The sequence below is a fragment of the Streptomyces sp. NPDC093097 genome (genome assembly GCF_044754325.1).
Lineage (GTDB): Bacteria > Actinomycetota > Actinomycetes > Streptomycetales > Streptomycetaceae > Streptomyces.
On the sequence record NZ_JBIVOW010000022.1, the window covers coordinates 105,663 to 124,116 of the forward strand.

The following is an 18,454-nucleotide window of genomic DNA, read 5'->3' on the forward strand; positions in this document are numbered from 1 at the left end:
ACCCGTCATGCGTCTGCGTATCCAGCGCGTCTGCCCCTACCGGGGGCTCTACCTCGCCGATACCCCTCGTCCCGACTGCTCCACCTGCGAGGGCAACGGAGGCACCTCGTACGACTACGGCGACCACAACGGCGAGTACGCCGGCACCGAATGGGAGCCCTGCACCTGCTGGGACAACACCCGCTGCTGGCTCGTGCTGCCCCTGCCGCGTCTGCCCCGCGCCCTGCGGCGGACCCCGCCCGGCGGCTACAGCGACGAACCGCCCTTCTAGGCATGGCTAGGGCGGGCCGCCTCACGCCAATGACCGCGGCCCGCCCTGGTCCCCGCTCAGTTCACGGAACAGGAGATATCCAGCATGACCCAACCCACCGACATCCGGCGAGTAGCCCTCGCTCTGGCCGCCGCCGACGTGCCGGTTCTCCCCCTGCGGGCGGGAAAGGTCCCGTTCGGCAACTGCCGTGCATGCAAGGGGAACGCGTGCGGTGGCCGGCCGAACATGAAGAACGCCGGTCCCTGCGAGTGCCCCAGCGTCTGCCACGCCTGGGCCGCCGCCACCACCGACCTCCGCGTCCTCACCTCGCCGGCATGGACGTCCGCGTGGCGTGAGGCGGCCGCCGTCGCCTACCACCCCGGCGGGGCGGGGCTGACGGTGGTCGACCTGGACGACGCGGCAGCCATCGCATGGGCCCGAGAGGCACTGCCTGCCACCCGCGCGGTATCGACGACGCGGGGCGAGCACTGGATCTACCGGGGTGCGATGCAGTCCGCGAACGCTGTGCGCCCCGGCATCGACATCAAGTCGTCGATGTCCTACGCCCGGTGGCTCGGCCCTGGCACCGGCACCATGACCACCCTGCCCGACGCCGTCCGCGCTCTGGTCGTGAAGAAGCCGCCGACGGCCCGGCCTGCCCGGCCCGTCGTCACCGTGCCCGCGCCGGCAGGGGGCGGGGAGTGCCGGCACCGCAGCCCCGTCTACCTGGACCGGGGCATTGCCATGGCTGAGCAGCGCATCACCGCCGCTCAGAGTGCGGTCCACACCACCGTCTACCGGACCTTCCTCTCCGTCCTGTCCGCCCACGGTCGGTGCGGCTGCCTCACCGACGCGCACGTGGAGCAGCTGTTCGCCGCCGCGCACGCGAAGGGCGAGTCCGTGAGGCACTGCACCGACGCCTGGGCCAACGCCCAGACCGCGCTGGGGATGTGAGGTGTGATGTCCGACGACGAGAAGACCCCAGCCCGCGAGATCATCACCGACTACGCGCAAGCGCACTTCCGGTACTTCCGCACCGTCGACGGCACCGTTTACGCGCAGCGGACGGGCCACCCTGTGGCTCGTCCAATCCGCTCGCAGGGCACGACGGGTAGCCACCGCCAGGAACTCATGGTCGGCCTGTACAAGGACGGCTGCGGCGTGTTCAACGGAACCGCCCTGAAAGAGGCGCTGGATTTGATCGAAGCACTCGCACTGACCGAGGACGTGCAACCCGTCCACATCCGCGTCGCCCCCGGGGCCGACGGAGCGACGTGGCTCGACCTGGGCCGCGACGACGGACAGTCCGTCCGCATCCACCCCACCGGCTGGGACATCCTCACCCCCGACCCACGCGAGGTCTGCTGGCGGCGCACCCAGCTCACCGGCGAACTCCCCCTCCCCGCCAAGGACACCGACGGCAAGGGCATCGACCTCCTCATGAGGCTGTGCAACTTCGCCAACGCCGAGACCGAGTGCCTCGCCATCGCCTGGCTGATCGGCTGCCTCGGCCCGTCCGTGCCCGTCCCCGCCCCCTTCCTCACCGGTCCCCAGGGCGCCGGCAAGTCCACCGGCGGGCGGATGCTCGTGCGCATCATCGAGGGCATGAGCGGCGACCTGCGCCGCGCCCCGAAGGACGAGGAGAACCTCCTCGCGGCCGTGGCCGCCGGGTGGGTCACTGCCCTGGACAACCTCTCCCACATGACCCCGGACCTGTCCGACGCCATGTGCTGCATCGTCACCGGCGCCGAGAACGTCAAGCGTGCCCTGTTCACCGACGGCGACGTGTTCCGCGTCGGCTACCGCCGCCCTCTGCTCCTGACGGGCATCGACGTGGGCGTCATCCGGCCCGACCTCGCCGAACGCCTCCTGCCACTGCGGCTGGAACGCCCCCGCGTCCGGCGCACCGAGGCGGAACTGTGGGCAGAGTACGAAGAGGTGCTGCCGGTCGTGCTCGGGTCTCTCCTGGACCTTACGGTCCAGGTCCGCGCGGCCGAGGCAGAGACCCCCACCGACCTGCGGATGGCCGACTTCGCCCATGTGTGCGCGCAGCTCGACGCAGCAACCAGCCTGGGAGCGTTGAGCGCCTACCGGGCCAGCCTGGACGACCTCAACGACGACGTCATCGAAGGTGACCTCCTCGCGCAGACCGTGCTCAAGCACGCCGACAGCATCGAAGCCGGTGCAGAGCAGCGCATGACCTCCACCGAATGGCTGCACCTCCTCAGCCGCCTCTACAGCGACGACGAACTACGCCCCCTGCCCAAGGGCTGGCCGACCACCGGCAAAGTCCTCTCCGACCGCCTCAAGCGCCTCCAACCGACTCTCGCCGCACGGGACGTCCTGATCGACTGGGGCCGCACGGCAGAGAGCCGCTACATCGAGATCGCCCACCGCCCGACCCCGCCCCGACGTGAGCAGAAGCCGATGTTCTGACCCGCGACCACGCGACCGGCCGGACAAGCAAGAGGAGCACCCCCGGCCAGGCGTGCTCCTCTTGCTGTTCGGCGGAACGCCGCCCGATGGTCGCGCCGCGCAGCGGCTCCTTCTTCACGCTGAGAGGCGCACCGGACTACAACAGGCACCCCCTCTTTTGTCCTAAGAGGGAAGACGCTGCGTCATCTACGTCAGGCAGGTCGAAAGACAGCCCGTGACCTGCGGCAACAGCCATGACGCAGACGGCGATTCCTGCGTCATCCTGCGTCATCTGCGTCACCCACCGACGCAGCCCATGACACTGCGATGACGCACCCCCACACCACTGCGTCACACAAAACCCCAGGTCAAAAGCCTGAACGACGCTGATGACGCAATGACGCAGAAATCCGCACCTCGGACAGCACGTCCGGCCCGACCGACGCTGCATGACTCCAGGAGACGCGAATGCCCCCGTCCGCCACAGCCACCCTTCGGAGTGGCCTCCCCGACCGCTACCTCACCCCCACCGACATCGCCGCCCTCTTCGACGTCCCGCTGGAGACCGTCTACGAGTGGCGCAAGAAGCGCACCGGCCCGCCCGGATTCCGCGTCGGCAAGCACGTCCGCTACGACCCCGCCGCCGTTCGCGCCTGGGCCGAGGCGCTCATGGCCGCCGACGAAGCCGCCTGAGCCACACCCCTGAGCCGAACTCACCCACGGGCGGGGCCACTGGCCCCGCCCGCTCGCTTCCCCGGAGAACCCACACATGGCAGGCCACATCCAAGACCGCTGGTACAAGACCGAAGACGACGCCAACGGCAAGCCCCGCCGCGTAAAGACCGACCGCCACGGCACCGGCATGCGATACCGCGCCCGCTACGTCGGGCCTGACGGTACCGAGAAGTCCCAAAGCTTCCCCGACGGGAAGAAGCGGCTCGCCGAGAAGTGGCTCACGAAGATCGAGGCCGACATGGACAGCGGCCGGTATGTCGATCCGAAGGCCAGCCGGACCACCTTCCGGCAGTACGCGGAGAAATGGCTTCAGTCCCAGACGACAGATCCGACGACCCGTGAACCCGTGGCCGTCCAGATTCGCCGCCACGCGATCCCGTACCTGGGGGCGCGCCCGCTCGGGTCCTTCAAACCCGAGCACATCCGGGAATGGCTCAGCGAGTTGGAGCGAGCAGTGCCAGCTTCCTCCTACCGCCGCGTCATCTTCGCCAGCGTGTCAGGTGTGTTCACCGCAGCTGTGGACGACGACTACTTGCACCGAAACCCGTGCCAGGCCAGCAGCGTACGGGCGCCGGCACCGAGCGGGGCCCGGGTGGTGCCCTGGCCCAAGCAACGCACGTTCGCTGTTCGCGCCGCGCTGCCCGCTGAGTACCGAGCGATGGTCGATCTCGGGGCAGGATGCGGACTCCGACAGGGCGAGATCTTCGGTCTCTCGGCGGATGCCATCGGCTTCGACACGGGGTGGCTGCACGTAGCCCTTCAAGTGAAGGTCTCGAACGGGAAGCTCGTGTTCGCCCGGCCGAAGCGAGACAAGGAGCGCGACGTCCCTCTACCCGATCGCGTGTCCCATGTCTTGAAGCGCCACCTGGAAGCGCATCCCCCAGTCTCGGTGACATTGCCATGGCTGCGCCCCGACGGTCCGCCGGTGACCAAGCGTCTGCTCTTCACACGCACGGACGGCGACGGCGCGGTGCGGCGAACGGACTTCAACGCGCGGGTCTGGAAGCCCGCCCTCGTGGGGGCCGGCGTCCTTCCCGAGCCGAAGCCCGGCGAACGCCATGTGTCAGCCCGAGCGGACGGCATGCACGCGCTACGGCACTTCTACGCTTCCGTCCTGTTGGACTCCGGAGAGAACATCAAGGCGTTGAGCACGTACCTCGGGCACACCGACCCGGGGTTCACACTGCGGGTCTACACTCACCTGCTGCCGAGCAGTGAGGGGCGGACCCGCAGGGCCGTGGACAGCCTCTACGAAGGCGTCGATCGAGCGCCCGACGGCCCACAGGCGGCCCAGAGCGAGTGAGACGAGAATGGGGCCACGCGGTCAACGACCGCGTGGCCCCACGTCGTTCAGCGGCGATAGCGCTCTGACCTGCCGTTACAGCACCGGCAGCATCTTGCGCAGCTCGAAGGCGGTGACCTCGGAGCGGTACTCCTCCCACTCCTGCTTCTTGTTGCGCAGGAAGAAGTCGAAGACGTGCTCCCCGAGGGTCTCGGCGACCAGTTCGCTGCGCTCCATCAGCTCGATGGCCTCGCCGAGGTTCTGCGGCAGCGGTTCGATGCCCATCGCCCGGCGCTCGGCGTCGGACAGCGCCCACACGTCGTCGTCGGCGCCGGCGGGGAGTTCGTAGCCCTCCTCGATGCCCTTGAGGCCGGCCGCGAGCAGCACCGCGTAGGCCAGATACGGGTTGGCGCCGGAGTCGACGGAGCGGACCTCGACGCGGGTGGAGCCCATCTTGCCGGGCTTGTACATCGGCACGCGGATGAGGGCGGAGCGGTTGTTGTGGCCCCAGCAGATGTACGAGGGGGCCTCGCCGCCGGCGCCCGCGGTGCGGTTGGCGCCGCCCCAGATGCGCTTGTAGGAGTTGACCCACTGGTTGGTGACGGCGGCGGTCTCGCCGGCGTGCTTGAGCAGACCGGCGATGAACGAGCGCCCCACCTTGGACAGTTGGTACTCGGCGCCCGACTCGTGGAAGGCGTTGCGGTCGCCTTCGAAGAGCGAGAGGTGGGTGTGCATGCCCGAACCCGGGTACTCCGAGAAGGGCTTGGGCATGAAGGTGGCCTGCACGCCCTGTTCCAGCGCGACCTGCTTCATCACCAGCCGGAAGGTCATGATGTTGTCGGCGGTGGAGAGCGCGTCGGCGTAGCGCAGGTCGATCTCCTGCTGGCCGGGGGCGCCCTCGTGGTGGCTGAACTCCACCGAGATGCCCATCGACTCCAGCATGGTGATGGCCTGGCGGCGGAAGTCCATCCCCACGTTCTGCGGGGTGTGGTCGAAGTAGCCGGAGGAGTCGCCGGGGATCGGCCGGGAGCCGTCCACCGGCTTGTCCTTGAGCAGGAAGAACTCGATCTCGGGGTGGGTGTAGAAGGTGAAGCCGAGGTCGGAGGTCTTGGCCAGGATGCGCTTGAGGACGAACCGCGGGTCGGCGTACGAGGGCGAGCCGTCGGGCATCAGGATGTCGCAGAACATCCGGGCGGTGCCCGGGGCCTCGGCGCGCCACGGCAGGATCTGGAAGGTGCCCGGGTCCGGCTTGGCGATCATGTCGGACTCGTAGACCCGGGCGAAGCCCTCGATGGCCGAGCCGTCGAAGCCGATGCCCTCGTCGAAGGCCTGCTCCAGTTCGGCGGGGGCCACCGCGACGGACTTCAGGAAACCCAGGACATCGGTGAACCACAGCCGGACGAAGCGAATGTCGCGCTCTTCCAGCGTCCGGAGCACAAACTCCTGCTGCTTGTCCATGGTTCACCAATCCTTGCAGGTCATCCGGCCTGTCCACGCGGGGATCATCGCGTTGTGGCCCACCAGTATCACGTCAGGGGGTTACCGTCACATTACGCACCCTTGGCCTGAATCAGAACCGCCCTGCGCCGGCCCACGCCCCGCATCCTTCCCGTGGGGCACCGGCTCTGCGCGGCCGACCGCGACTTTCCCGGTGGCTTGATCCACTCTTGGAGGCGGCGTGGAGGGACGTTGACCGGGTGTTGAGCGGTCCGTGCCTTGCCTTGCGGGGCGGTTCCGGTCGGCGGCCCGCCCCCGGGGCTCAGCGGTCCGGCGTCCCGGAGCCGGTGGGCGCGAGGTCCAGTACGGCGCGGGCGACCGCCTCCGGGGCGTCGGCCATCACCAGGTGGCCGGCCGGGGCGGCGACGGTGAAGCGGCCGCCCAGCGCGCCGGCGAGCGCCCGCTGGCGTGCCAGCCAGCGCAGGCCCCGGGCGGTCTCCCCGCCGTCGTACGCGGCGAGGACGGAGACCGGGACGGCGGGCAGCGGGTGGTCCGGGCGCAGCGCGGCGAGTTCGGCGGCCTGGTAGGGGTAGGTCGCGTTCTCCAGGGCGCAGGCGCGCGCGACCCGGCTGGTGCGGTAGCCGACGCGCTCCCAGGGGTGCGGCGGATGACTGCCGACCGTCGCGGCGCGTCCCATCAGGCGCCGGGCGGCGGGCCCCAGGGCGCGCGGCACCCCGGCGGCGCAGAGCGCGCCGGCCAGCGCGCCCGCCCAGGCGGTCCGCACGGTGCGCGGCAGCCGGGGCCGGGGGTCCTCCTCGACGCTGCCGTCGACGACGACGAGCCCGGCGCAGCGGTGCGGGTGCAGCCGGGCGAACGCCTCGGCGTGGAAGCCCGCCAGCGAGTGGCCGACGACGGTGGCCGGCTCCCGGTGGCCGAGGGCGTCCAGCAGGCCGGCGATCCGGTCCGCCTCGCCGACGAGGTCGGGCGGTGCGCCGGCCGGGGCGCTCAGGCCCAGGCCGGGGCGGTCGAAGCGGACGACGGTGCGGTGCGGGGCGAGCAGCGCGGCGACCTCGTCCCAGTCGAACCAGGCCATGCCGAGGCCGCCGCTGAGCACGACGACGGGGCCGCGGCCCTCGCTCAGCACATGCAGCGGCAGCCCGCCGACGCGCACCATCCGGCCGGGGGCGGGGCGGGGTCCTGCGGGACGGTTCATGGGGCGGGTCCTCCTCGCGGCGGGTCCGAAGGCAGCGGCGTCGGCCGCGGTGTCGACGTGGGCGCCGGTGCGGGCCCGGCCGGGGTGCCGGCCCTAAGGACGGGGCGCGCCAGGCAGCCGGCGAGCACGGCGAGGTAGACCGCGACCAGCAGCACCTGGAGGCGCTGGCCGACGCCGAGCGCCCAGGTGTCCCCGCCCGCGGTGAGGGCGCCGACCTCGGCCAGCGTCCAGGCGGTGGCGGCAAATTCGGCCAGCACCAGCGGCGGGCCGAGGCGGGCGAGCGCGGGCCAGTCGCCGTACCGGCGGGCCGCGACGGTCAGCAGGACCAGCGCGGCCAGCGCGCCGAGCAGGGCCAGGGTGCTGCTGACCGCGTGCGCGGTGTGGGTCGCCGGGACCAGTCCGGCGGTCTCCCGGGCGGCGCAGACCGGGTCGCTGGTGGGCGCGCAGCTCAGCGGCAGCCGGGAGTCCAGCACGGTGGCGGCGCCGAACAGGGCCAGGGCGCCGAAGCCGGCGGCCGTCCAGGGCCGGCGCGGGACGGTGGCGAGCGCGGTCAGCGCGCCGGCCAGCACCAGCAGCCCGGCGACCAGGTCGGTGGCGCGGAACAGGCCGCCCAGCGGCTGGTCGGCGGCGGCCAGTTCGCTCACGTACGCCCGCACCGGGTCCAGCCCCGTGGCGATCACCAGCTCCAGCACCCAGGCGGTGTAGGCGAGCGCGCCGAGCAGCAGCACGGCGGCGGCCGTGCCGGCGCCGGTGCGCGCACCGGGGGCGGGGCGGGTCGGACGCACGGACTTCCTGGTGTTCGGGTGGTCCCGCGCGGCGCGTCCGGAATGCCGGACACGCCGGGGGCGTGGGAAGGCCAAGAATAGGCAGACGGTCCACCGGGCGCGGCGCGCGCGGCGCGATGGGATCCCTCCGGGGCCGTCCCCCGGGAGCGGGGGTGGGTCCGCAGGTCTCCGGCCGTCGAGAGGTGCGCGATGCGAGAACACCGCAGGACCGCCGCCCGGCGCGGCCGCCCGTCTCCCGGCCCGTGGCCGATACCCCCGGCGCCGCGCCGCCGACGCCCCGTCTGACACCACCGGGCGCGCGCAGCGCAGCGCGCCCGGTCTCGCCGAGGGCCGGTGACGTTCCCCGCCCCGACGCCGCTACCGGGGTCCAGCGGGCGGGGACCCGTACCCGTCACCGGCCGGCGTCCGCGGCCGCCCCGCTCCCCCGCCCCCGACATCGCCACGAGGTGCTCACCCCATGGATTCCCTTCCTACGCACTCCCGCCGGGCCCTGCTCGGCGCGGGCATCGCGGTCGCCGGCAGCGGCCTGCTGGCCGCCTCCTCCAGAGCCGACGGCTCCCCCGGCCGGGACGGCGACGGCCGCTCCGGCCGGGGCGGCTACGTCGACCCGCACGGTCCGGAGGTCGCCGAGGCCGAGCGCCGGCGCGGTACCGGTCCGGAGCGGCGCCTGTACATCGAGGCCCGGAAGACCCGGCTCGACCTCGGCAGCCGGACCGTGGACACCTGGGCGTACGGCGACGGCGTGCCGGGCGAGGCGATCCGGGTCACCGCCGGCGAGACCCTCGCGGTGACCCTGCTCAACCGCCTGCCGCAGTCGACCACGCTGCACTGGCACGGGATGCCGCTGCGCAACGACATGGACGGCGTCCCCGACGTCACCCAGCGCCCGATCAAGCCCGGCGCGTCCTTCTACTACCGCTTCCGGGTCACCGAGCCGGGCACCTACTGGATGCACCCGCACCTCGGCGTCCAGCAGGACCGCGCGCTGTACGCCCCGCTGATCGTCGAGGACCCCAAGGAGCCGATGGCGTACGACCGGGAGTGGGTCGTGGTGCTGGACGACTGGCTCGACGGGGTGGACGGCAGCGACCCGGACGACATCCTGAACGAGCTCAACCACGGCCGCGGCCTGATGCACGGCGACGCGGACGACGACCACATGCGCGACCGGGGGCGCGACCGCGATCGGGACGACCACGGCCGGGACGCGGACGACCGGCGCGACGACGGCGACCGCGACCGCAACCGCGACGACCGCGGTGCGGAGCACGGCCGCGAGGCCCGCCGGGGACGCGACGGCGGGCGGACGGAGCCGGACCGGCAGGAGCCGGACCACCCGACCATGAACATCGGCGGGCTGGACCTCGGCCCGGACGACATGGACCTGGACCCGCTGGACCTGGACGGCGAGGGCGCCGACGACCTGTTCGCGCAGCGGGCCAGCCGCGGAGCGCGCCGCGACGGCGGCCCCCGGGACCGCGGCCGCGGACCGTCCCGCATCCTGCACGGCGGCCACAGCCAACTGCTCCGCAGCATGCCGGGCAACGTGGACTACCCGTACCACCTCATCAACGGCCGGACGCACGAGGACCCGGAGGTCTTCCACGCCCGGCCCGGCGACCGGATCCGGATCCGGTTCATCAACGCGGGCGGCGACACCGCCTACCGGGTGGCGCTGGGCGGCCACCGGATGACGGTGACGCACACCGACGGCAACCCGGTGGAGCACGCCCGGGGCGACGCGCTGCTCATCGGCATGGCCGAGCGCTACGACGTCGTGGTCACCGCCAAGTCCGGGATCTTCCCGCTGGTGGCGCTCGCCGAGGGCAAGCACCGGGCGACGCTGGCCGTGCTGCGCACCGCCGGCGGGAAGATCCCGGAGTCCCCGGCCCGGCCCGACGAGCTGGACGGGCGGCTGATGACCGTGGACCGGCTCCGGGCGCACGAGAGCGTACGGGCCGGGACCCGGCAGCCCGACCGCGTCCTCGGCGTGCGGCTCACCGGCAACATGCGGAGCTTCAACTGGGCGATCAACGGGCGGCCGTACACCCCGTCCGAGCGCTACGGGGTGCGGGAGGGCGAGCGGGTGCGGCTGGAGTTCCGCAACCGGACCAACATGTTCCACCCGATGCACCTGCACGGGCACAGCTTCCATCTGCCGGGCGGCGGGCCGCGCAAGGACACCACGATCGTGTATCCCGGCCAGCGCCTCTCCGTCGACTTCGACGCCGTCAACCCGGGACTGTGGATGCTGCACTGCCACAACATCTACCACTCGGAGTCGGGGATGATGACGGTCCTCGGCTACCGGCGGAAGTGACCGCCCAGCCCGGCCGCCGGGCCTTCACCGCGGCCCCCTGTGACGCCGTCGCAGGGGGCCGCGGCGTGCCGCTACCCCCCATTGCGTCAGAAAGACGATTAAACTGGCGGGGTGCCTCAACTCCGTCTCGCCCTCAACCAGATCGATTCCTGTGTCGGCGACCTCGCCCGCAACGCCGAGACGATCGTGCACTGGACCCGGCACGCCGCCGGCCAGGGCGCGCACCTCGTGGCGTTCCCGGAGATGGCGCTGACCGGCTATCCCGTCGAGGACCTCGCGCTGCGTGCCTCGTTCGTCGAGGCGAGCCGGGCCGCCCTGGCCGACCTGGCCGTCCGGCTGGCCGCTGAGGGGCTGGGCGACGTCCCGGTCGTCGTCGGCTACCTCGACCGCTGCGGGCAGGCGCGGCCCCGCTACGGCCGGCCGGCCGGCGCCCCGCAGAACGCCGCGGCGGTGCTGCACCGCGGCGCGGTCGCGCTCACCTTCGCCAAGCACCACCTGCCGAACTACGGCGTCTTCGACGAGTTCCGCTACTTCGTCCCCGGCGACACCCTGCCGGTCGTCCGCCTCCACGGCGTCGACGTGGCGCTGGCCATCTGCGAGGACCTGTGGCAGGAGGGCGGCCGGGTGCCCGCCGCGCGCAGCGCCGGCGCCGGGCTGCTGCTGTCGGTCAACGCCTCGCCGTACGAGCGGGACAAGGACGACACCCGGCTGGAGCTGGTCCGCAAGCGGGCCCAGGAGGCCGGCTGCACCACCGCCTACCTGGCGATGACGGGCGGCCAGGACGAGCTGGTCTTCGACGGCGACTCGCTCATCGTCGACCGGGACGGCGGGGTGATCGCGCGGGCCCCGCAGTTCGCCGAGGGGTGCGTGCTGGTCGATCTGGAGCTGCCGGCCGCGGCGCCCGAGCCGCCGTCCGGGGTGCTGGACGACGGACTGCGGGTGGACCACGTCGTGCTCTCCGCCGACCCCCTGCCGCCGTACCCGCCGCAGACCGTGGGGGGCCGGGCCGAGCGCCTGGGCGACCTGGAGGAGATCTACACCGCGCTGGTCGTCGGGCTGCGCGCCTACGTCGCCAAGAACGGCTTCGGCAGCGTGGTGCTCGGGCTGTCCGGCGGGATCGACTCGGCGCTGGTGGCCGCGCTCGCCTGCGACGCGCTGGGCGCCGACAAGGTGCACGCGGTCGCGATGCCCTCGCGCTACTCCTCCGACCACTCCCTGGGGGACGCCGCCGAACTGGCCCGCCGTACCGGGCTGCGCTTCCGCACGGTGCCGATCGGCCCGATGTTCGACGCCTCCATGGGCGCGCTGGGGCTGACCGGGCTCGCCGAGGAGAACCTCCAGTCGCGGCTGCGCGGCACGATCCTGATGGGGATCTCCAACGAGGAGGGGCACCTGGTCCTCGCCCCGGGCAACAAGTCCGAGCTGGCGTGCGGCTATTCGACGCTCTACGGCGACTCGGTCGGCGGCTACGGCCCGATCAAGGACGTCTACAAGACCGCCGTCTACGCGCTGGCGCACTGGCGCAACCAGGCCGCCGTCGAGCGCGGCCAGACCCCGCCGATCCCCGAGCACACGCTCAGCAAGCCGCCCAGCGCCGAGCTGCGGCCCGGCCAGGTCGACACCGACTCACTGCCGGACTACGCGGTGCTGGACCGGATCCTGGAGCTGTACGTCGACCGCGACCGGGGCCGGGCGCAAATCGTGGCGGAGGGCTTCGATCCGGCGCTGGTGACCCGGGTGTTGCGGATGGTGGACCGCGCCGAGTACAAGCGCCGGCAGTACCCGCCCGGCACCAAGATCTCCGCCAAGGGCTTCGGGAAGGACCGGCGGCTGCCGATCACGAACCACTGGCGAGAGGGGGCCTGACCGCGTCCGCCGGCGCCGGCTCGCCCTCGCCGCCGCGCGCCACGATCCGGGTGGCACCGCCGCCGGCCTGCGGGGGCGTGCCGTGGGCGCCGCGGTCCAGCCGGCCGGCCAGCAGCGCCACCGCCAGGCCGACGGCGGCCAGCACGGCGCCGGCCAGGGTGGGCGAGGTCCAGCCCCAGCCCGCCGAGAGGACCAGGCCGCCGATCCAGGCGCCGCCGGCGTTGGCGAGGTTGAACGCCGACTGGTTGGAGGCGGCGGCCAGCGTGGGCGCCTGCTGCGCCTTGGTCATCACCAGCATCTGCAACGGCGTGGTGGTCAGGAAGCCGACGGCGCCGATGAGGACGACGCCGACCAGCGCCGCCCACTTCACGGATGCGACGAAGTGGAAGGCGGCCAGGACGACGGCGAGCGCGCCGAGGGCCCCGTAGAGGGTGGGGCGCAGCGCCCGGTCGGTGAGCGGTCCGGCGGCCAGCGCGCCGAGCGTCATGCCGATGCCGAAGAGGGCCAGGACCAGCGGGACCGTTCCGGCGGCGAAGCCGGTGACCTCGGTCATCATCGACGCGAGGTAGCTGTAGACGGCGAAGATCCCGGCGAAGCCGAAGACGGTGGTGAGCAGGCCGAGCAGCACCTGGCGGTCGCCGAGGGCGCGCAGCTCGCCGCCGAGGCCGCCGTGCGGCTCGGCCGGCAGCGGCGGGACCAGCCGGGCCAGGGAGGCCATCGCGACCAGGCCGATACCGGCCACGACCAGGAAGGTGGCGCGCCAGCCGAGGTGCTGGCCGAGCAGGGTGGCGGCGGGCACGCCGACGATGTTGGCGATGGTCAGGCCCAGGAACATGGTGGCCACCGCGCGGGCCTGGCGGCCCTCGCTCGCCAGCTTGGCGGCGACCACCGCGCCGACACCGAAGAACGCGCCGTGCGGCAGCCCGGCCAGCAGCCGGCCGGCGATCAGCAGGCCGAAGGTGGGGGCCAGGGCGGAGGCGAGGTTGCCGACCGTGAAGACCGCCATCAGCGCCACCAGCATCCGCCTGCGGGGGACGCGGGAGCCGAGCGCGGTCAGGAGCGGGGCGCCGATGACGACGCCGAGGGCGTAGGCGGAGACGAGGTAGCCGGCGGTGGGCACGGAGGTGCCCAGGGCGTCCGCGACGTCGGGCAGCAGGCCCATCATCACGAACTCGGTGGTGCCGATACCGAAGGCCGAGATCGCGAGCGCGAGCAGAGCCAAGGGCATGGAGAACCTTTCGGGTGGGGGTGCGCGGTGCGGCGCGCGAAGGCGCCTGAGGTCGAAGAAGGAACAAAGTGTTCCAGGCCGAGTCTTCCGGCGCGAAAACGGCATGCGAAAGGCCCGCGTCGGCGGGACGGCGGTCCCGTCGGCGCGGGCCCGGTGCCCGGTCGCCGCTGCGGCGGTCCTCAGATCTTCACGGTGGCCGCCACCGGCCGGTGGTCGCTGCCGGTGGCCGGCAGCACCCACGCCCGGACCGGGTCGATGCCCTTCACCAGGATCTGGTCGATCCGGGCCATCGGGAAGCCGGTCGGCCAGCTGAAGCCGAAGCCGTCGCCCGCCGCCCCCTGGGCGGAGCGCAGCTGGGAGGTCAGCGGGGCCAGCGAGCGGTCGTTCATGGTGCCGTTGAGGTCGCCGAGGAGCACGACCTGCCGGACCGGGTCGGCGGCGATCGCCTCGCCGAGCGCCTGGGCGCTGCCGTCCCGCTGGTGCACGGTGAAGCCCTTGTCGACGTAGACGCGTACGGACGGCATGTGCGCGACGTAGACGGCGATCTTCCGGCCGTCGGCGGCGGTGACGGTGGCGCGCAGCGCCCGGACCCAGCCGATCTTGATGTCCACGGGGCGGGCGTCGGCCAGCGGGCGCTTGCTCCACAGGCCGACGGTGCCCTGCACGGTGTGGTACGGGTACGTCGCGGACAGGCCCGCGCGGTAGGTCGGCAGCGCCTTGCCGGTCAGCTCCTCCAGGGCCACCACGTCCGCGCCGGAGGCCACGATGTCCCGGGCGGTGCCCGCCGGGTCGGGGTTGTCGGCGTCGACGTTGTGGGTGAGCACGGTGAGGTTGCCGCCGGTGCCGGACTTGTCGGTGATCTGCCCGCCGAAGAGGCTGACCCACGCGAAGGCCGGCAGCACCAGCGCCACCAGCGCGGTCGCCGAGCGGCGCAGCAGCGCGCACAGCAGCAGCAGCGGGATGCCCAGGCCCAGCCACGGCAGGAAGGTCTCCAGCAGACTGCCCAGATTCCCCACGGTGTTGGGGATGTGGCCGTGCAGCACCATCGCCAGTCCCAGGACCACGGCGAGCAGCGCGAGGACGATGCCGCGCCGCCACATGCCCTCCCGGCGCCACCAGTTGCGCAGGCGGCCGGGCCCCGAACCGGCCCGCAGCGAGCCCTGGCCGTGTCCCTGTTGCGTCGTGTACGCCTGCGTCATTGTGCCGTCCTCACTGCCTTGCCGCCCTGCTCCGATGCGCCGCACCTGTGATCTTCGACCCTAGGTGATGGCGGTGAAACGCTCTCTTAGATCCGCGTACCGCCGGATCCGTCGTGGCGTTCCCGCAAGGGATGACGGTGTGTGCGGCGCGCCGGGTTCCGGTATGACGCTTCGTGACGGCGGCTGTGACAGAACGGGCATCTTCCGGTCACATGCCCCACGATCAAGGTCATCCGGCCTTCGTGTCCGGCAGTGCCGGCCGGGGCCGGACGCCCTCCAGCACCGTGTCGACGACGTCCTCGGCGAACCCCTCGGGCAGTTCCTTCCACTCCCGCAGGAGGGCCCGGGCCAGCATCGGGCCGACGAAGAGGTCGGCGAGGGTCTCCAGGTCGCGGTCGGCGCGGACCTCACCGGTGGCCACCCCGCGCCGCAGCACCCCTATCAGCGCCTCGTGCCGGGCCCGGACCACCGTCTCGTGGTACTCCGTCCACAGCTCGGGCTGGGCCTGGACATGGCTGACGACCGTGCGCAGTACCGCGGAGTTGCGCTTGGCCAGGCCGCGGTGGCGCCAGAACTCCAGCAGCAGCACCAGGTCCTCGCGGACCGGCCCGCCGGCCAGCGGCGGGCCGGGCGCCTCCAGGGACCGCATCACATCGAGCAGCAGCGCGCTCTTGCCGGGCCAGCGGCGGTAGAGCGTGGCCTTGCCCACGCCGGCCTCCCGGGCGATCCGCTCCATGGACACCTCGCCTATGGGGACGCCCTCCTCGATCAGGCGGAGCACCGCCTCGATGATGGCGGAGTCGGCGGCGGCGCTGCGCGGGCGGCCCCGGCGCCCGGGGGCCGACGCGTCCGCGCGCACCCCGTCCGTCCGCCCGCGGTCTTCCGCCACCCCGCTCATCGTGCTGCGCCCGCCTTCCGTCCGTCCCGCGGCTCCGCCGGGTGCGGGGCCTGGGCCATTTTGCCCGGCAGGAACGCGGCGACCACCACGGCCCCGAAGACCGAGACGATCGACGAGCCCAGCGCGGTGACGTGCATGGCGTGCAGGAAGGCCTCGTCGGCCCGGGCGATCAGCAGGTGGGCCACGCCCGGGTGCAGCCGGGCGGCGAGGCCGAGGGTGGCCTCGATGGACTCGCCGGCCGCGGTCCGCACCGGGCCGGGCAGGCCGGGCAGCACGTCGAGGGTGCCCTGGATGCCGTTGCGGTAGGTGGTGGACAGCAGCGAGCCCATGACGGCGACGCCGAGGGTGCCGCCGACCTGCCGGAAGATGTTGTTGATCGCCGAGCCGGAGCCGGCCTTCTCGCGCGGCAGCGACTGCATGATCGTGACGGTGACCGGCGGCATGATGTGCGCCATCCCGGTGCCCTGGAGGAAGAACAGCACCTCCAGCACCCAGATCGGGGTGCCTGTGCGCAGCAGCACCATCCCGGCCATGGTGACGGCTACCACCAGCATGCCGACGGTGCACACCGCGCGGGCGCCGAACCGGTCCACCGCGAGCCGGGCCCGGGGCGCGAAGATCAGCTGGGCGGCGGCCAGCGGCAGGATCAGCAGCCCGGACGAGAGCGGGCTGTAGCCGCGCACGCTCTGCACGTAGAAGACGATGAAGAACGTGACGCCCATCAGCGCGAAGAAGACCAGCGCGATGGCGGCGACGGCGGCCGAGAAGGCGGGCCGGCGGAAGTAGCCGACGTCGATGGACGGGTGGTCGCTGCGCCTCTGGTGGACGACGAAGCCGGCCAGCACCACCAGGCCGGCGAGGATCGTGGCCAGCACCACGGGGGCGGTGAAGTCGGCGAGCTGGCCGCCCTTGATGATCCCGTAGACCAGCAGGACCAGGCCGACCACGGAGAGCAGCACCCCCACCGGGTCGAGCCTGCCGGGGGCGGGGTCCTTGGAGTCGGGCACCAGGAGCACCATCGTGATCAGCGCGAGCACCACGATCGGGACGTTGATCAGGAAGACCGAGCCCCACCAGAAGCGGTCGAGCAGCAGCCCGCCGGCGATCGGGCCGACGGCGATGGCCAGCCCCACACCGCCGGCCCAGATGCCGATCGCCCGCGGCTGCTCCTCCCGTTCGAAGACGTTCATCAAGATGGCGAGGGTGGCCGGCATGACGAAGGCGCCGCCCAGGCCCATCACCGCGCGGAAGGCGATGAGCTGGGCGGGCGAGGCGGAGATCGCGGCGAGCACCGAGCCGGTGCCGAAGACCGCCAGGCCGAAGAGGAGGACCTTCTTCCGGCCGAGGCGGTCGCCGAGCAGGCCGGAGGTGAACAGCAGCCCGGCGAAGACCAGCGTGTAGGCGTTGATCGCCCACTCCAGCTCGCTCTGGGTGGCGCCGAGGCCGTGCGGGGCCGGGGTCGCGATGGTCTTCATCGCGACGTTGAGGATCGAGTTGTCCAGCACCACGATCAGCAGGCTGAGCATCAGGACGGAGAGGATCACCCAGCGCCGCCGGTGGAGGTGCGCGGGGATGCGGGGGGCGCCGGCGGGTGGCTTCGGAGAGGTGGCCATGGCGCCACCATAGCCCGCTTGCGATACGGAACCGTTCCGTATCGACAGGGCGTCGGGCAAGGCCACCGGTTCGCCGGAACGCGGCCGGTCGGCGGGCCGGCCGGGCGCCCCCGGACCCGGCGCCGCCGCCTCCGCCGCACCTCCCCCTTTTGCTCGCCGGGCCCGCCGTGCCAGCATGGACGGGAGTCCGGAGACACCGTCAGGGTGCTTCGAGATGAGGAAACAGGAGCCGTCACCATGACGCAGCTTTCGCCTGCCCGGAAGCCGGCCGCGGAGGCCACCCAGGGGCCCACCGCCAAGCCCGCCAAGGAGAACCCCAAGTCCCTCTACGGGGGTGCCCGTTCGCGGCGGATCACCGTCCGCGACATCGCCGCCGCCAAGGAGCGCGGCGAGAAGTGGCCGATGCTCACCGCCTACGACGCGATGACCGCCTCGGTCTTCGACGAGTCCGGGATCCCGGTGCTGCTCGTCGGCGACTCGATGGGCAACTGCCACCTCGGTTACGAGTCCACCGTGCCGGTCACGCTGGACGAGATCACCCTGCTGTCCGCCGCGGTGGTCCGCGGCACCACGCGCGCCCTGGTCGTCGCCGACCTGCCGTTCGGCTCGTACCAGGAAGGCCCGGTCCAGGCGCTGCGCAGCGCCACCCGGCTGGTCAAGGAGGCCGGGGTGGGCGCCGTCAAGCTGGAGGGCGGGGAGCGTTCCGCGCACCAGGTGGAGCTGCTGGTGTCCGCCGGCATCCCCGTCATGGCGCACATCGGACTGACCCCGCAGTCGGTGCACGCCTTCGGCGGCTACCCGGTCCAGGGCCGTGGCGAGGAGGCCGCCCAGCAGCTGCTGCGGGACGCCAAGGCGGTGCAGGACGCCGGGGCGTTCGCGGTGGTGCTGGAGGCGGTACCGGCCGAGCTGGCGGCCGAGGCGACCCGCTCGCTGCACATCCCCACCGTCGGCATCGGCGCCGGGGCGCAGTGCGACGCCCAGGTGCTGGTGTGGACCGACATGGCGGGCTTCACCGCCGGCCGGGTGCCGCGGTTCGTCAAGCAGTACCTGAACCTGCGCGAACTGCTCGGCGGCGCGGCCAAGGAGTTCGCGCAGGATGTGGTCGGCGGCGCCTTCCCCGCTGAAGAGCACACCTTCCACTAAAGGGTCCGCCTGACAGGCCGCCGCACGCCCGCAGCCGGGCTGTCGGCGGCCTGTCGGTGCGTTGTCAGTG

At 72.6% G+C, this 18,454-nt stretch carries 15 protein-coding genes; 8 read left to right on the forward strand and 7 right to left on the reverse strand.

Features of this window, described 5'->3' with window-relative positions:
- The first annotated feature begins 7 nt into the window (after positions 1-7).
- From ACIQE0_RS30650 to xerC, 5 genes are all read left to right on the forward strand, one after another.
- The gene (locus ACIQE0_RS30650) at positions 8-271 is read left to right on the forward strand and encodes a hypothetical protein (RefSeq protein ID WP_402338402.1); all 264 of its coding nucleotides are present in this window, start codon (positions 8-10) and stop codon (positions 269-271) included.
- Positions 272-355: 84 nt separating this feature from the next.
- Positions 356-1,204: a bifunctional DNA primase/polymerase gene (locus tag ACIQE0_RS30655; RefSeq protein WP_402338405.1), complete on the forward strand. Its 849-nt coding sequence runs from the start codon at positions 356-358 to the stop codon at positions 1,202-1,204.
- 6 nt (positions 1,205-1,210) lie between these two features.
- The gene (locus ACIQE0_RS30660; RefSeq protein ID WP_402338408.1) at positions 1,211-2,686 is read left to right on the forward strand and encodes an ATP-binding protein; all 1,476 of its coding nucleotides are present in this window, start codon (positions 1,211-1,213) and stop codon (positions 2,684-2,686) included.
- 447 nt (positions 2,687-3,133) lie between these two features.
- A complete protein-coding gene (locus ACIQE0_RS30665; protein ID WP_402338411.1) occupies positions 3,134-3,358 on the forward strand; it encodes a helix-turn-helix domain-containing protein in 225 nt (74 codons plus the stop codon).
- A gap of 76 nt (positions 3,359-3,434) precedes the next feature.
- The gene (gene xerC, locus ACIQE0_RS30670) at positions 3,435-4,703 is read left to right on the forward strand and encodes a tyrosine recombinase XerC (RefSeq protein WP_402338414.1); all 1,269 of its coding nucleotides are present in this window, start codon (positions 3,435-3,437) and stop codon (positions 4,701-4,703) included.
- A 75-nt stretch (positions 4,704-4,778) separates the two neighbouring features.
- Here xerC and glnA read toward each other — a convergent pair whose 3' ends face one another.
- The 3 genes from glnA to ACIQE0_RS30685 all read right to left on the reverse strand — a co-directional run bounded on the left by glnA (position 4,779) and on the right by ACIQE0_RS30685 (position 8,117).
- On the reverse strand, positions 4,779-6,140 hold the full coding sequence (glnA, locus tag ACIQE0_RS30675; protein ID WP_366331928.1) for a type I glutamate--ammonia ligase: 1,362 nt from the start codon (positions 6,138-6,140) through the stop codon (positions 4,779-4,781).
- Between the two features lie 301 nt (positions 6,141-6,441).
- Positions 6,442-7,332 carry an alpha/beta hydrolase gene (locus tag ACIQE0_RS30680; protein ID WP_366331929.1) on the reverse strand — a complete coding sequence of 297 codons (891 nt, stop codon included), beginning with the start codon at positions 7,330-7,332 and terminating at the stop codon, positions 6,442-6,444.
- Complete coding sequence (locus tag ACIQE0_RS30685; protein ID WP_366331930.1) at positions 7,329-8,117, reverse strand: DUF998 domain-containing protein; 789 nt, start codon at positions 8,115-8,117, stop codon at positions 7,329-7,331. The genes ACIQE0_RS30680 and ACIQE0_RS30685 overlap by 4 nt, the downstream gene beginning before the upstream one ends.
- Before the next feature lie 457 nt (positions 8,118-8,574).
- Here ACIQE0_RS30685 and ACIQE0_RS30690 point away from each other — a divergent pair, with 457 nt between their 5' ends.
- Together ACIQE0_RS30690 and ACIQE0_RS30695 are read left to right on the forward strand one after the other, a co-directional pair.
- A complete protein-coding gene (locus ACIQE0_RS30690; protein WP_402338418.1) occupies positions 8,575-10,437 on the forward strand; it encodes a multicopper oxidase family protein in 1,863 nt (620 codons plus the stop codon).
- 111 nt (positions 10,438-10,548) lie between these two features.
- Positions 10,549-12,303 (forward strand): NAD+ synthase, encoded by a 1,755-nt coding sequence (locus ACIQE0_RS30695; RefSeq protein WP_402338421.1) that lies wholly within the window; start codon positions 10,549-10,551, stop codon positions 12,301-12,303.
- Here ACIQE0_RS30695 and ACIQE0_RS30700 read toward each other — a convergent pair.
- The 4 genes from ACIQE0_RS30700 to ACIQE0_RS30715 form a co-directional block, all read right to left on the reverse strand.
- Complete coding sequence (locus ACIQE0_RS30700) at positions 12,275-13,531, reverse strand: MFS transporter (protein ID WP_402338424.1); 1,257 nt, start codon at positions 13,529-13,531, stop codon at positions 12,275-12,277. The genes ACIQE0_RS30695 and ACIQE0_RS30700 overlap by 29 nt on opposite strands.
- 179 nt (positions 13,532-13,710) lie before the next feature.
- Positions 13,711-14,631, reverse strand: coding sequence for an endonuclease/exonuclease/phosphatase family protein (locus ACIQE0_RS30705; protein WP_402338507.1), 921 nt, complete (start codon positions 14,629-14,631; stop codon positions 13,711-13,713).
- Positions 14,632-14,959: 328 nt separating this feature from the next.
- Positions 14,960-15,628, reverse strand: coding sequence for a TetR/AcrR family transcriptional regulator (locus ACIQE0_RS30710; RefSeq protein WP_366331935.1), 669 nt, complete (start codon positions 15,626-15,628; stop codon positions 14,960-14,962).
- Complete coding sequence (locus tag ACIQE0_RS30715) at positions 15,625-17,241, reverse strand: MFS transporter (RefSeq protein ID WP_366331936.1); 1,617 nt, start codon at positions 17,239-17,241, stop codon at positions 15,625-15,627. The genes ACIQE0_RS30710 and ACIQE0_RS30715 overlap by 4 nt, the downstream gene beginning before the upstream one ends.
- 237 nt (positions 17,242-17,478) lie before the next feature.
- On the opposite strand from ACIQE0_RS30715, the gene panB reads away from it, so the two are divergent.
- Positions 17,479-18,384: a 3-methyl-2-oxobutanoate hydroxymethyltransferase gene (panB, locus tag ACIQE0_RS30720; RefSeq protein WP_402338428.1), complete on the forward strand. Its 906-nt coding sequence runs from the start codon at positions 17,479-17,481 to the stop codon at positions 18,382-18,384.
- Positions 18,385-18,454: the final 70 nt, after the last annotated feature.